Source organism: Haloferax sp. Atlit-48N, from assembly GCF_003383015.2.
GTDB classification, from domain to species: Archaea; Halobacteriota; Halobacteria; order Halobacteriales; family Haloferacaceae; genus Haloferax; species Haloferax volcanii.
In genome coordinates this window covers 1,385,614-1,398,289 of sequence record NZ_CP137689.1, presented here as the reverse complement: position 1 = coordinate 1,398,289, position 12,676 = coordinate 1,385,614, and the positions used below count along the sequence as shown (strand labels likewise).

At 67.4% G+C, this 12,676-nt stretch carries 14 protein-coding genes; 11 read left to right on the top strand and 3 right to left on the bottom strand.

The window, feature by feature from the left end:
* The first annotated feature begins 70 nt into the window (after positions 1–70).
* Positions 71–283, top strand: coding sequence for a ribbon-helix-helix domain-containing protein (locus DEQ67_RS07610; RefSeq protein WP_004063282.1), 213 nt, complete (start codon positions 71–73; stop codon positions 281–283).
* 63 nt (positions 284–346) lie between these two features.
* Here the strand turns inward: DEQ67_RS07610 and DEQ67_RS07605 are convergent, their stop codons facing one another.
* The 3 genes from DEQ67_RS07605 to DEQ67_RS07595 all read right to left on the bottom strand — a co-directional run bounded on the left by DEQ67_RS07605 (position 347) and on the right by DEQ67_RS07595 (position 2,025).
* Complete coding sequence (locus DEQ67_RS07605; RefSeq protein WP_115859878.1) at positions 347–883, bottom strand: hypothetical protein; 537 nt, start codon at positions 881–883, stop codon at positions 347–349.
* Positions 883–1,569 (bottom strand): hypothetical protein, encoded by a 687-nt coding sequence (locus DEQ67_RS07600; protein ID WP_115859880.1) that lies wholly within the window; start codon positions 1,567–1,569, stop codon positions 883–885. Before DEQ67_RS07600 ends, DEQ67_RS07605 begins: the two co-directional genes overlap by 1 nt.
* A 168-nt stretch (positions 1,570–1,737) precedes the next feature.
* Complete coding sequence (locus DEQ67_RS07595; protein ID WP_004063285.1) at positions 1,738–2,025, bottom strand: DUF5779 family protein; 288 nt, start codon at positions 2,023–2,025, stop codon at positions 1,738–1,740.
* Positions 2,026–2,383: 358 nt separating this feature from the next.
* Here DEQ67_RS07595 and DEQ67_RS07590 point away from each other — a divergent pair, with 358 nt between their 5' ends.
* From DEQ67_RS07590 to pfkB, 10 genes are all read left to right on the top strand, one after another.
* The gene (locus DEQ67_RS07590; protein ID WP_206043199.1) at positions 2,384–3,628 is read left to right on the top strand and encodes a LeuA family protein; all 1,245 of its coding nucleotides are present in this window, start codon (positions 2,384–2,386) and stop codon (positions 3,626–3,628) included.
* A gap of 364 nt (positions 3,629–3,992) precedes the next feature.
* The gene (gene ilvB / locus DEQ67_RS07585) at positions 3,993–5,756 is read left to right on the top strand and encodes a biosynthetic-type acetolactate synthase large subunit (RefSeq protein ID WP_004063286.1); all 1,764 of its coding nucleotides are present in this window, start codon (positions 3,993–3,995) and stop codon (positions 5,754–5,756) included.
* Positions 5,753–6,409, top strand: a complete 657-nt coding sequence (gene ilvN, locus DEQ67_RS07580) for an acetolactate synthase small subunit (protein ID WP_004043428.1) — start codon at positions 5,753–5,755, stop codon at positions 6,407–6,409. Before ilvB ends, ilvN begins: the two co-directional genes overlap by 4 nt.
* Positions 6,406–7,452, top strand: a complete 1,047-nt coding sequence (ilvC, locus tag DEQ67_RS07575; RefSeq protein ID WP_004043429.1) for a ketol-acid reductoisomerase — start codon at positions 6,406–6,408, stop codon at positions 7,450–7,452. The genes ilvN and ilvC overlap by 4 nt, the downstream gene beginning before the upstream one ends.
* 11 nt (positions 7,453–7,463) lie before the next feature.
* Complete coding sequence (locus DEQ67_RS07570; protein WP_004063287.1) at positions 7,464–7,727, top strand: hypothetical protein; 264 nt, start codon at positions 7,464–7,466, stop codon at positions 7,725–7,727.
* Positions 7,720–9,141 carry a 3-isopropylmalate dehydratase large subunit gene (leuC, locus tag DEQ67_RS07565; RefSeq protein WP_115802597.1) on the top strand — a complete coding sequence of 474 codons (1,422 nt, stop codon included), beginning with the start codon at positions 7,720–7,722 and terminating at the stop codon, positions 9,139–9,141. Before DEQ67_RS07570 ends, leuC begins: the two co-directional genes overlap by 8 nt.
* On the top strand, positions 9,138–9,746 hold the full coding sequence (gene leuD / locus DEQ67_RS07560) for a 3-isopropylmalate dehydratase small subunit (RefSeq protein WP_006600282.1): 609 nt from the start codon (positions 9,138–9,140) through the stop codon (positions 9,744–9,746). The genes leuC and leuD overlap by 4 nt, the downstream gene beginning before the upstream one ends.
* On the top strand, positions 9,739–10,713 hold the full coding sequence (gene leuB / locus DEQ67_RS07555; protein WP_004063291.1) for a 3-isopropylmalate dehydrogenase: 975 nt from the start codon (positions 9,739–9,741) through the stop codon (positions 10,711–10,713). Before leuD ends, leuB begins: the two co-directional genes overlap by 8 nt.
* Before the next feature lie 203 nt (positions 10,714–10,916).
* Entirely contained in the window at positions 10,917–11,684 is a 768-nt protein-coding gene (gene glpR / locus DEQ67_RS07550) for an HTH-type transcriptional regulator GlpR (RefSeq protein WP_004043434.1), read from the top strand.
* Positions 11,681–12,598 (top strand): 1-phosphofructokinase, encoded by a 918-nt coding sequence (gene pfkB, locus DEQ67_RS07545; protein WP_115802596.1) that lies wholly within the window; start codon positions 11,681–11,683, stop codon positions 12,596–12,598. The genes glpR and pfkB overlap by 4 nt, the downstream gene beginning before the upstream one ends.
* The last annotated feature ends 78 nt before the right edge of the window (positions 12,599–12,676 follow it).

Sequence of the window (12,676 nt, the reverse complement as noted above, 5' to 3'; positions counted from 1 at the left end):
CGGGAAACCGCGCCGGACGGTCCCGGTCGCCACCGTTGGGGTTAACCTCGCCCGGTGCCACGGTCGACCCATGACCGAGTACACGACGGTCTCGATTCCGAAGGAGTTGGCCGCTCGCGTCGACGACACCATCGAAGGAACCACCTTCTCGAGCACGAGCGATCTCGTCCGGTTCCTCCTGCGCAGCATCGTCATCCAGCACGAGCGCTCCGGCGGCGATCTCTCGGAGGCGGAGTTCCAAGAAATCGCGGAGCAACTGACCGACCTCGGCTACCTGCGGTAGTCGACCGAGGCGAGCGGCCGCCGCGCGCGGGCCGGCAGCGCCGGGCAGCGGAACGCGGTCGGCTCAGTCGAGTTCTTCCTGCGGTGGCTCGGCGTCGAGGACGGCGAGTTCTAACTTCCGACCGGCGCGGTCGAACGCGGCGAGCGTCCGCCGCTCCCACGGGGGGACCGCGAGGAGCACCACGGCCGCGAGGTCGTCGCGCTCCGTGAGTTCGAACGGCCCCTGCGGGTGCGTGAGAAAGCGGGCGCGGCCGCGCCCGGCGGGCGTTCCGAGGTCCATCCCGAAGACGGCGCTCACGGACTGGCCGGCCTCGGCCATGTAGAAGTGTGTGAGCACGGGCGTCTCAGGGTCGAGGCCGAGGTCCGCGTCGAACTCGCCCGCGGGTGTCGGAGCGAGCACGAGGTTCACCGACGACGGCTCGGCGTCTTCGGCCATATCGAGCAGCAGGTCGACGAGTCCGCGCGTGACGTGAACTCGTCGGCGCTCGGGTTCGGCGGTCTCGCTCGGTCGGGGTTCGGCGGTCTCTCCTTCGGTCGTGCGCTCGGGTGTCGCCTCCGCGTCCAGTGGATTCTCGTCGTCGTCGGCCGTCTCGTCGGGCATCAGTTCGAGAGCATCGAGGAGAACGCCCGGACGTAGGCGCTCGGGAGGTTTCGGCGGGCGTTCCCGAGGGCGGTCCGGAGTTCGTCGCCCGCGTCCACCGGCACGCCCGCGCCGTGGCCGACGAGCAGTCGGTCGGGGTCGTACCGGGAGAGCACGCGCCGCGGCGGGAACGGCCGGACCATCGGGTGGACGCCGAGGTGCTCGCCGCGGGCGCAGAAGTAGTCGACGGTGCCGACCGACTCGGGGACGACGAGCAGGTCGTACGCGTCGTGATAGAAGCCGACTTCCTGCCACGGCGGGACGGCGCGGTCGATGATGCGAAACGCCTCGAAGCCGGAATCAGCGAGGTCGGCGCCGAAGCGCTCGACGGGCGCGTCGAGGTCGTCGGCCACGTCGGTCATCCACGAGGCGACGTAGACGGGGACCTCGTGGCGGTTAGCGATGGCGGCCGCGTCGCGTTTGTGCCGGTCGAGTCCGACGACGACGCCGGCCACGTCGCCGAACTCGGCGAACAGGTCGTCGACGCCGTGGGCATCGACGGGGTCGAACACCCACACGTCGCCGTCGATTTCGACGGCGTGGCTGGCGCGCTGCATGGTCTCGTCGGGGTGTGCGAGCCAGCCGACGCCGTGGTCCCATCGGTCGATTTCGCGGAGGTCGGACGTGCCCTGACCTTTCATCGGCATGCCAGTATGCTGGGGCGCGCGGCGCATAAGGACTCTCCCCGCGGCTGATGCGCCCGGTTCTCGTGCCGCTCCTCGCCGGTCGCCGGTCGTCAGTCGCTGGTAGCCGGTAGCCGATTGCCGATTGCCGATTGCTGGCCGGCCGCGACGACCGCAACACGGGCCGCCCGGTCAGAGGTTGTCGGTGTTGATATCGACGCCGGGCGGGGAGACGACGAGGAACTTCCGGAAGTGCATCAACTGGCCGTCCATATCCTTGATATCGCGTGCGAAGCCCGACGCGAGCTTGTTGAGGTCGCCCTCGATGGCGAGAAAGAGGACGTTGCCGCGGGCGACGGACTGGACCCACTCCTCCGGCGGGGTCGAGCCGTCGAGGACGCCGAGGACGACGTCACCCTCGGCGTCGTCCTCGTCGAGGTGTTCTTCGGCCGTCTGCAAGTTGAGATTGAAATCGCCCATACCCGCCCGGTTGTCGAGCGACGAGAAAAGGGTTCGGTCGGGGCATGCGTTCGCCTCCGAGTGCGCAAAGCGAGCATTGTTATCACGGTTCACACGACAGTCGCGTTTCGATCCACGTTTGTCCAGTCGTCGGTGCGCGCACCGGGTGCTAAATTTTGTTTCTAAACTCTATTTAGTTGTATTATCGTTCCGTGGCTATCGAACGGTGAGCTCACATATCAAGTCAATATATGTCATGAAATCATATAAGGCCGTTTAGGTACTGCGATTACCCCCGAGAGAGGTTGTCACGTAACACCCACTGAACGTTCGTGATACTGTCGGGGAGAAACGTTTAAATAGGAGTTCGGGCACGTGACTGACACGATGTCTCACAAAGACACGGAGGATTCGTCGGGTTCCCCGGCGGGTCGAGTTCTTCCAGGGCACATTAGCCCAACAATCTGAAATCGAAGACGTACGAATCTTCGACACGACACTCCGCGACGGCGAACAGTCACCGCGAACCTCGTTCAGTTACGAGGAAAAGCGCGACATCGCCGAGACCCTCGACGACATGGGTACCCACGTCATCGAGGCCGGGTTCCCGGTGAACTCGGAGGCGGAGTTCGAAGCAGTCGCAGATATCGCTGCTTCGACGGACGCGACGACGTGCGGGTTGGCCCGCGTCGTCGACAAGGATATCGAAGCCGCGCTGGATTCCGGCGTGGACATGGTGCACACGTTCGTGAGCACCAGCGACGTCCAGTTGGCCGACTCGATGCACGCTTCCCGCGAGGAAGCCGTCGAGCGGGCCGTCCGCAGTGTCGAACACGTCCGCGACGCGGGCGTTGAAGTAATGTTCTCACCGATGGACGCCACCCGGACGGACGAGGACTTCCTCATCGAAGTCGTCGAAGCCGTCTCCGAGGCGGGCGTCGATTGGATCAACCTGCCGGACACCTGCGGCGTGGCGACGCCGACTCGCTTCGCCCGCATGGTGGCGACGGTCAGGGAACACACCGACGCGAGAATCGACGTGCACGCGCACGACGATTTCGGTCTGGCGTCGGCGAACGCGATGGCCGGCTTCGAGGCCGGCGCGGCACAGGCGCAGGTGTCGGTCAACGGCATCGGCGAGCGCGCCGGCAACGCCGCCTACGAGGAGGTCGTCATGGCGGCCGAATCCCTCTACGGCGTCGACACCGGCATCGACACGACGAAGATAACCGAGCTGGCTCGCGTCGTCGAGGCGGCGTCCGACATCCCGGTCCCGGCGAACAAGCCGGTCGTCGGCCGCAACGCCTTCTCTCACGAGAGCGGCATCCACGCCGCCGGCGTCATCGAGAACGCCGACACGTTCGAACCGGGCGTCATGACCCCGGAGATGGTCGGCGCGACCCGCGAGTTCGTACTCGGCAAGCACACGGGGACGCACTCGGTGCGAAAGCGCCTCGCAGACATCGGGTTCGACCCCTCGGACGCCGAGGTCCGGGAGGTCACCCGCCGCGTCAAAGACCACGGCGCGGAGAAAGAACGCGTCGACGATTCGACGCTCGAGGTGTTCGCCCGCGACGTGGGTATCACCCACGAGGACGACACGGAGGAGGAGGTCCGGGCCTGATGGCGCCGGGCTGTGGCCCTACGGGGCGACCGCCCTGCACGCGTCCGACCTCCCGACCGGCGTGCAATCGTTGCCCGCCGCGAAAACATTATTACCGACGGGACGGACGTGTTGCATACGATGACCTCGCACGACGAACACGCGGTTCGCGCGACCCCGGACGCCGGGGCCAGCGCCGCCGCCGTCGCTGCGATTCGGTCGCTCATTATTGTAGGGGCATAGCCCCCTACCACACCATCTCTCCGTCCCGCGTATTCGCACCGTTTTCAGACACGTCCGCAGTCCCTACAATGGCGCACCAGCACCACACGCAGTCACCAGACAGCCCGTATCGACGACCGACCACACACCACGGAGCCCACACATGAGCGAACGAACCGCAGCCACGACCGACCCCGACGCGACCGACGCCGCCGACGACGCGGCCCAGACGCCGACCGAAGTCACCTCGGGTTCGACGGCCGTCGTCCGCGCCCTCGAAAACGCCGGCGTCGAGACCGCCTTCGGCGTGCAGGGCGGGGCGATAATGCCCATCTACGACGCGCTGTACCACTCCGACATCCGTCACGTGACGATGGCCCACGAGCAGGGCGCGGCGCACGCGGCCGACGCGTACGGCGTCGTTCGCGGCGACCCCGGCGTCTGTCTCGCCACGTCCGGTCCGGGCGCGACCAACCTCGTGACCGGCATCGCCGACGCGAACATGGACTCCGACGCGGTGCTCGCGCTCACGGGACAGGTCCCGTCCGACATGGTCGGCTCCGACGCGTTCCAGGAGACCGACACCACGGGCGTCACCGCGCCCATCACGAAGCACAACTACTTCGCCTCGTCGCCCGACACCGTCGGCGACACCGTCGGCGAAGCGTTCGCGCTCGCCGCCGAGGGCCGACCCGGCCCGACGCTCGTCGACCTCCCGAAGGACGTCTCGCTCAACGAGACCGACACCGAGCCGGGGCCGGCACAGCCCCCCGAGACGTGCCGCGCCCGCACCGACCCGGCCGACTCGCAGGTCGAGGCCGCCGCGCGCGCAATCGAGCGCGCGGAGAAGCCCCTCCTGTTGTTCGGCGGCGGCGTCGTCAAGGCCGACGCGACCGAGGTGGCCCGGCAGTTCGCGACCGAGCACCGGATTCCGGTCGTCACCACGATGCCCGGAATCGGCGCGATGCCGGAGGACCACGAACTCTGCCTCTCGTGGGCGGGGATGCACGGCACCGGCTACGCCAACATGGCCATCACGCACACCGACTGCCTCATCGCGGTCGGCACGCGGTTCGACGACCGCCTGACCGGCGGCATCGACACGTTCGCGCCCGAGGCCGAAGTCGTCCACATCGACATCGACCCGGCGGAAATCTCGAAGAACGTCCACGCGGACTACCCGGTCGTCGGCGACGCCGGCCGCGCCATCGAGCGCGTCGACGCCGAACTCGACGAGGGTCCCGACGCGCGCGAGTGGGTCGACCAGTGTCTCGCGTGGAAAGACGACTACCCGATGGACTACGCGGCCCCGGACAACGAGCCGCTGAAGCCGCAGTTCGTCGTCGAGGCGCTCGACGAGGCCACGCCCGACGAGACCATCGTCACGAGCGGCGTCGGTCAACACCAGATGTGGGCCGCCCAGTACTGGACGTTCACCGAGCCGCGGCGGTGGGTTTCGTCCCACGGTCTCGGCACGATGGGCTACGGCCTGCCCGCCGCAATCGGCGCGCGGGTCGCGGCCGACGACGACGAGACGGTCGTCTGCGTCGACGGCGACGCCTCGTTCCTGATGACGATTCAGGAGCTGTCGGTCGCCGTCCGCGAGAACCTCGACATCACGGTCGCCATCCTGAACAACGAGTACATCGGGATGGTCCGCCAGTGGCAGGACGCCTTCTTCGAGGGCCGACGCATGGCCGCCGGCTACGACTGGTGTCCCCAGTTCGACAAGCTCGCCGAGGCGTTCGGCGCGCGCGGCTGGACCGTCGACTCCTACGAGGAGGTTCCCGACGTCATCGAGGAAGCGCTCGCGTACGACGGCCCCTCGGTCATCGACTTCCACGTCGACCCGGCGGAGAACGTCTATCCGATGGTCTCCTCGGGCGGCGCGAACGGCAAATTCGCACTCTCGGAGGACCAGTTATGAGCGACAATCGGACAGGACTGCAAGGCCCCGCGCCCGACGAGCGGCCGCACCCCGATGGCCGCCGCAACGCGCAGGGCATCCGCATCGACCCCGAAGCGGAATCGGAACACGAACCGCGGCGCGCGGTCTTTTCGGCCATCGTCGAGGACGAACCCGGCGTGCTCTCGCGCGTCGCCGGCCTCGCCGCCCGCCGTCAGTTCAACATCGAGAGCCTCACCGTGGGCCCGACGACAGTCGAGGACCACTCCCGCATCACGATGGTCGTCGAGGAGCCCGAACCGGGCATCGACCAGATCGAAAAACAGCTCGCGAAGCTCAAGCCCGTCATCTCCGTCGGCGAGCTGGACGACGACGCCGTCCGCGCGGAACTCGTCCTCCTGAAGGTCCGCGGCGAGGACCCCGACAAGGTCCACGCCATCACGGAGATGTACGACGGCCGCACCCTCGACGCCGGGCCGGAGACCATCACGGTCCAGCTCACCGGCGACGAGCGCAAGATAGACGACGCCGTGGACGCGTTCCGACGGTTCGGTATCATCGAAATCGCCCGGACCGGCCAGACCGCGCTCGCCCACGGCTCGAAGAAGACCGTCCCCGGAGAGGAACCCGGAACCTCCGGCGAACCCACCAAACCCAACACCAACACGCAATGACAGAACTCACCACCGAAGTGTACTACGACGACGACGCCGACCGCTCCCAAATCGACGACAAGACCGTAGCCGTCATCGGCTACGGCAGTCAGGGCCACGCCCACGCGCAGAACCTCGCGGACAGCGGGGTCGACGTGGTCGTCGGCCTGCGCGCGAACTCCTCGTCCCGAAGCGCCGCGGAAGCCGACGGCCTCCGCGTCAAAGAGCCCGCCGCGGCGGCCGCCGAGGGCGACATCGTCTCCGTGCTCGTCCCCGACACCGTCCAGCCGGCGGTGTTCGAGGAGATTCGAGACTCGCTGGACGCCGGCGACACGCTCCAGTTCGCCCACGGATTCAACATCCACTACAACCAGATTCGGCCCCCGGAAGACGTCGACGTGACGATGGTCGCGCCGAAGTCGCCGGGCCACCTCGTCCGCCGCAACTACGAGTCCAATGAGGGGACGCCGGGTCTCATCGCGGTCTACCAGGACGTGACGGGCGACGCCAAGGAGGAGGCGCTGGCCTACGCGCACGGCCTCGGCTGCACCCGCGCTGGCGTCATCGAGACGACGTTCCAGGAGGAGACCGAGACCGACCTGTTCGGCGAGCAGGCAGTCCTCTGCGGCGGCGTCACCTCGCTGGTCAAGCAGGGCTACGAGACGCTCGTCGACGCGGGCTACTCCCCCGAGATGGCCTACTTCGAGTGCCTGAACGAACTGAAACTCATCGTCGACCTGATGTACGAAGGCGGGCTCGGCGAGATGTGGCACTCCGTCTCCGACACCGCCGAGTTCGGCGGGCTGACCCGCGGCGACCGCGTCGTCGACGAGCACGCCCGCGAGAACATGGAGGAGATTCTGGAGGAGGTCCAGGACGGCACCTTCGCCCGCGAGTGGATTCTGGAGAACCAGGCGGGCCGCCCGTCGTACTCCCAGCTCAAGGACGCAGAGGAGAACCACCACATCGAACAGGTCGGCGCGCCGCTGCGCGATCTGTTCGCGTGGGCCGACGAGGAAGACGAGGCGGACGCGGAGAAAGCCGAAGCGCCGGCGGACGACTGAACACGACACCAATGACACGCGACGACACGACCGACCGAATGCGAGACATCAGCCACACCAACCCCTATACGGGCGAGACGTTCACCACGGTCTACGAGCGCGGCCCGGCCGTCACCGACGGCGGTCGGAGCGACGCGACGCCCGCGACCACGGAGCCGACCGAGACGGAGACGATGGGCGACGTGGACCACACGCCCCGCAACGGCGAGGGCGCGAACCAGGTCTGGGAACGCGGCCGCGACGACCGCGTCGTACCGGGTGACGGACATGAGTGAGGGAACGCTGTACGACAAGGTCTGGGAGGAACACACGGTTTCGGAGCTGCCGACCGGCCAGACGCAGCTGTTCTGCGGCCTGCACCTCATCCACGAGGTGACGAGCCCGCAGGCGTTCGGCATGTTGCAGGAGCGCGACCTCGAAGTCGCCTACCCGAACCGGACGCACGCGACGGTCGACCACATCGTCCCCACGTCGGACCAGTCGCGGCCGTTCCGCGACGACGCCGCCGAGGAGATGATGGCCGAACTGGAGCAGAACGTCCGCGAAGCGGGCATCAACTTCTCGGACCCCACGTCGGGCGAGCAGGGTATCGTCCACGTCATCGGGCCCGAGAAGGGACTCACTCAGCCCGGCATGACCATCGTCTGCGGCGACAGCCACACCTCGACCCACGGCGCGTTCGGCGCGCTCGCGTTCGGTATCGGGACGAGCCAGATTCGCGACGTGCTGGCGACCCAGACCGTCGCGATGGAGAAGAAGAAGGTGCGGAAAATCGAGGTCACGGGCGAACTCGGCCCCGGCGTCGAAGCGAAGGACGTCATCCTCGAAATCATCCGTCGCCTCGGCACCGAAGGCGGCGTCGGCTACGTCTACGAGTACGCCGGCGAGGCCATCGAGAACCTCGACATGGAGGGCCGGATGAGCATCTGTAACATGTCCATCGAGGGCGGCGCTCGCGCGGGCTACGTCAACCCCGACGAGACCACCTACGACTGGCTGAAAGAGACCGAGTACTTCCAGGAGAACCCCGAGCGGTTCGACGAACTCAAGCCGTACTGGGAATCCATCCGCTCCGACGAGGACGCCGAGTACGACGACGTCGTCACCATCGACGGCTCCGAACTCGAACCCGTCGTGACGTGGGGGACCACGCCCGGACAGGGCGTCGGTATCACCCAGCCGATTCCGGCCCCCGAAGACCTGCCCGAGGAGAAGCAGGACACCGCCCGGATGGCGCAGGAACACATGGGCGTCACGCCCGGCGAGACGATGGAGGGCTACGAAATCGACGTGGCGTTCCTCGGCTCGTGTACGAACGCTCGCCTGCCCGACCTCCGCCGCGCGGCGGGGGTCGTGAAGGGTCGACAGGTCGCGGACAGCGTCCGCGCGATGGTCGTCCCCGGCAGTCAGCGCGTCAAGGCCGCCGCCGAAGCGGAGGGCCTCGACGAGATATTCAAGGACGCCGGCTTCGAGTGGCGCGAGGCGGGCTGTTCGATGTGTCTCGGCATGAACGAGGACCAACTGGAGGGCGACGAGGCCTCCGCGTCCTCGTCGAACCGCAACTTCATCGGCCGGCAGGGGTCGAAAGACGGCCGCACCGTCCTGATGAACCCGCGCATGGTCGCCGCGGCGGCCGTCACCGGGGAAGTGACTGACGTACGCGAACTGAAGGAGGTGACCACGGTATGACCGACGAAATCCCCGAAATCGACTCCGCGTCCGGCACCGGCGTGCCCATCCGCGGCAACGACATCGACACGGACCAGATAATCCCGGCGCGGTTCATGAAGGTCGTCACGTTCGACGGCCTCGGCGAGTTCGCGTTCTTCGACCAGCGCTACGACGAGAACGACGAACCCAAGGACCACCCGATGAACGAGCCGCAGTTCCAGGACGCGTCCATCATGGTCGTCAACGCCAACTTCGGCTGTGGCTCCTCTCGGGAGCACGCCCCGCAGGCGCTCATGCGCTGGGGCATCGACGCCATCGTCGGCGAGTCGTTCGCGGAGATTTTCGCGGGCAACTGCCTCGCGCTCGGCATCCCGACGGTCACCGCGGACCACGAGACGGTCACCGAACTCCAGGACTGGGTCGACGAGCACCCGGACGCCGACATCGACGTGGACGTGGAAAACGAGACGGTCACCTACGGCGACACCACCGTGGACGTGACCGTCGACGACGCACAACGGAAGGCGCTCACCGAGGGCGTCTGGGACACGACGGCGCTCATGAAGTCGAACGCCGACGCGGTCGCCGAGAAAGCCGCCGCCCTGCCCTACGTCGATGACTGAGGAAATCGTCGTCATCCCCGGCGACGGCATCGGCGCGGAGGTCATCCCGGCGGCGGTTGACGTGCTGAAGGCCGTCGGCGATTTCGAGTTCGTCGAGGCCGACGCCGGCGACCACGTCAAAGAAGAGACCGGCGAGGCGCTCCCGCAGGAGACGTACGACCTCGCCGCCGAGGCCGACGCGACGCTGTTCGGCGCGGCCGGCGAGACCGCGGCGGACGTCATCCTGCCGCTTCGGACCGCGGTGGACTCCTTCGTCAACGTCCGCCCGGCGAAGGCCTACCCCGGCGTCGACGCGCTCCGCCCGGAGACGGATCTCGTGTTCCTCCGGGAGAACACCGAAGGCGTCTACTCGGGCCACGAGGACCGCCTCTCCGAGGACCTCTCGACGCTCACGCGCGTCGTCACCACCTCGGCGTCCGAGCGACTCGCCGAGTACGCCTGCGACTACGTCGGCGGCGAGGGCGGCAGCTTCCAGGTCGCCCACAAGGCGAACGTGATGCGCGAGACGGACGGTCGCTTCCGCGACGCCGTCGTCGCCGTCGCCGACGAGCGCGGCGTCGAGACCGAGGAGGTCCTGATGGACGCCTTCGCGACGCGCGTCTGTCTCGACCCCACGCAGTTCGACACCATCGTCTGTCCGAACCTCGCGGGCGACGTGCTGTCCGACCTCGCCGCCGGCCTCGTCGGCGGCCTCGGACTGCTCCCCTCGGCGAACATCGGCCCGGACGCCGCGCTGTTCGAACCGGTCCACGGCTCCGCGCCCGACATCGCCGGCGAGGGCATCGCCAACCCGGCCGCGACGATTCTGTCCGCGGCGATGCTGCTCGACTACCTCGACCACGAGGCCGAAGCCGACCGCGTCCGGTCGGCCGTCGAAGGCGTCCTCGCCGACGGGCCGCGCACGCCCGACCTCGGCGGCGACGCCTCCACGGAGGACGTGACCGCCGCGATTCTCGACCGACTCTGAGCGCCGGCGACCCGCCGAACCGGCGATTCGGCGTTCGTTTCGAACACGCTCGTTTTCGTTTCTGATCGTTTTCTCATCGACGAACACCCTGTTTTCGTTCCTGTGTGGGATTCGGCTGTTTCGAGCAGATACGGTCGGAATCCAACATAAACAATTAACACTACTCCCCGACCTACCTTCCTCGTAACGAGGAATCGCCACCGATGTTACCAGCAGAGCGCAAACGCCGCATCGTCGAACTCGTCTCCGACTCGGACGGTCGGTCGGTCGAGTCGCTGTCAGACCATCTCGGCTACTCGAAGGCGACGATACGTCGTGACCTGCGCGAACTCGAAGACCGTGGGCTCATCGAGCGGTCGCACGGCGGGGCCGTCCCCGTGACCTCCGTCGGGCGCGAGCAGACCTACGGGCAGAAGGAAGTACAGAATCTCGAAGGGAAACGCGCAATCGCGGACCGCGCGGTCGAGGAACTGGCCGAGGGGCAGGTCGTGTTCTTCGACGCCGGGACGACCACGATGGAGGTGGCCCGCAAAGTCCCCAAGGACGGGACGATACTCGGCGTCACCAACTCGCCGCGGCTCGCCATCGAACTGAACGAGGAGGACAACGAGGTCAAACTCACGGGCGGGACGCTCCGCCGGCGGACGAAGGCGCTCGTGGGACCGACCGCGGAGTCGTTCATGGAGCGGACGAACTTCGACCTGCTGTTCCTCGGCACGAACGCCTTAGACGTGGAATCCGGCCTCACGACCCCGAACGAGGACGAGGCGCGGATGAAGGAGCTGATGGTCGAGAAGGCCGCGAAGGTCGTCCTCGTCGCGGACCTCTCGAAGCTCGGTCGACGGAGCTTCGTCCAGTTCGCATCGCTCGAAGAGATTGACCTGTTTATCACCGACGGGACGCTCGACGCCGACTCGCGCGAGGAGATAGAGAGCGCGGGCGTCACCGTCGTCGACGGAGTTGCACGATGATTCTCACAGTCACCCCGAACCCAGCAGTCGACCACACGATTCACTTCGACGAACCGCTTCAGACCGGCGTCGTCCACCGGACCGACGACGCGGTGTTCACCGCCGGCGGCAAGGGTATCAACGTCGCCAAGTACGCCTCGGCGCTCGACGCCGACGTGACCGCCTCGGGCTTTCTCGGCGGCCACTTCGGGAAGTTCGTCCGCGACCGACTCGACGCCGACGGCATCGCCTCGGACTTCGTCACCGTCGACGCGGACACCCGCCTCAACACGACCGTCCTCGCGGACGACGGCGAGTACAAACTCAATCACAACGGCCCGCAGATTCGTGCAGCCGACGTGGACGAACTCGTCGAGACCGCGCAGGCGAACGAACCCGACACGCTCCTCGTCGGCGGCAGTCTCCCGCCGGGGATGTCGCTTTCCGACGTGGACAGGCTCGCCCGCGCGGGCGACTGGAAAATCGCGGTGGACATGGGCGGCGAGTATCTCGCCGAACTGGACGCCGACTACTACGTCTGCAAACCCAATCGCTCTGAGCTCGCGGCGGCGACGGGCCGGACCGTCGAGACCGAAGCCGACGCCGTCGAGGCCGCCGAGGAGCTTCACGCGCGCGGATTCGAGTACGTGTTGGCGTCGCTCGGCGCGGACGGCGCGCTCCTCGTCACCGACGACGAGGTGCTCTCCGCGCCCGCGCTCGACGTGGAGGTCGTGGACACGGTCGGCGCGGGCGACGCCGTCATGTCCGGCTTCCTCGCCGCGCGCGAACACGGCCTCTCGGACGCCGACGCGCTCCGAATGGGCGTGCTGACCGCGTCCCGCGTCGTCGGCGTCGCCGGGACCCGCGTCCCGGACCTCGAAGACGTGCTGACGAACGAGACGCACGTCGAGGTGGCGACCGTTCGGACCCGGTGACTCTCGGATGATCGTTTGTTAACGACCGAAACACGCAGTAACGTTCATATTCGAAAGGGTTTTTGAGCACATTTGCGT

Bases quoted from the DNA above. Each gene is read 5' to 3' on its own strand.
- DEQ67_RS07610 (WP_004063282.1), top strand. From the start codon at position 71: ATGACCGAGTACACGACGGTCTCGATTCCGAAGGAGTTGGCCGCTCGC.
- DEQ67_RS07605 (WP_115859878.1), bottom strand. From the start codon at position 883: ATGCCCGACGAGACGGCCGACGACGACGAGAATCCACTGGACGCGGAG.
- DEQ67_RS07600 (WP_115859880.1), bottom strand. From the start codon at position 1,569: ATGCCGATGAAAGGTCAGGGCACGTCCGACCTCCGCGAAATCGACCGA.
- DEQ67_RS07595 (WP_004063285.1), bottom strand. From the start codon at position 2,025: ATGGGCGATTTCAATCTCAACTTGCAGACGGCCGAAGAACACCTCGAC.
- ilvB (WP_004063286.1), top strand. From the start codon at position 3,993: ATGAGCGAACGAACCGCAGCCACGACCGACCCCGACGCGACCGACGCC.
- ilvN (WP_004043428.1), top strand. From the start codon at position 5,753: ATGAGCGACAATCGGACAGGACTGCAAGGCCCCGCGCCCGACGAGCGG.
- ilvC (WP_004043429.1), top strand. From the start codon at position 6,406: ATGACAGAACTCACCACCGAAGTGTACTACGACGACGACGCCGACCGC.
- DEQ67_RS07570 (WP_004063287.1), top strand. From the start codon at position 7,464: ATGACACGCGACGACACGACCGACCGAATGCGAGACATCAGCCACACC.
- leuC (WP_115802597.1), top strand. From the start codon at position 7,720: ATGAGTGAGGGAACGCTGTACGACAAGGTCTGGGAGGAACACACGGTT.
- leuD (WP_006600282.1), top strand. From the start codon at position 9,138: ATGACCGACGAAATCCCCGAAATCGACTCCGCGTCCGGCACCGGCGTG.
- leuB (WP_004063291.1), top strand. From the start codon at position 9,739: ATGACTGAGGAAATCGTCGTCATCCCCGGCGACGGCATCGGCGCGGAG.
- glpR (WP_004043434.1), top strand. From the start codon at position 10,917: ATGTTACCAGCAGAGCGCAAACGCCGCATCGTCGAACTCGTCTCCGAC.
- pfkB (WP_115802596.1), top strand. From the start codon at position 11,681: ATGATTCTCACAGTCACCCCGAACCCAGCAGTCGACCACACGATTCAC.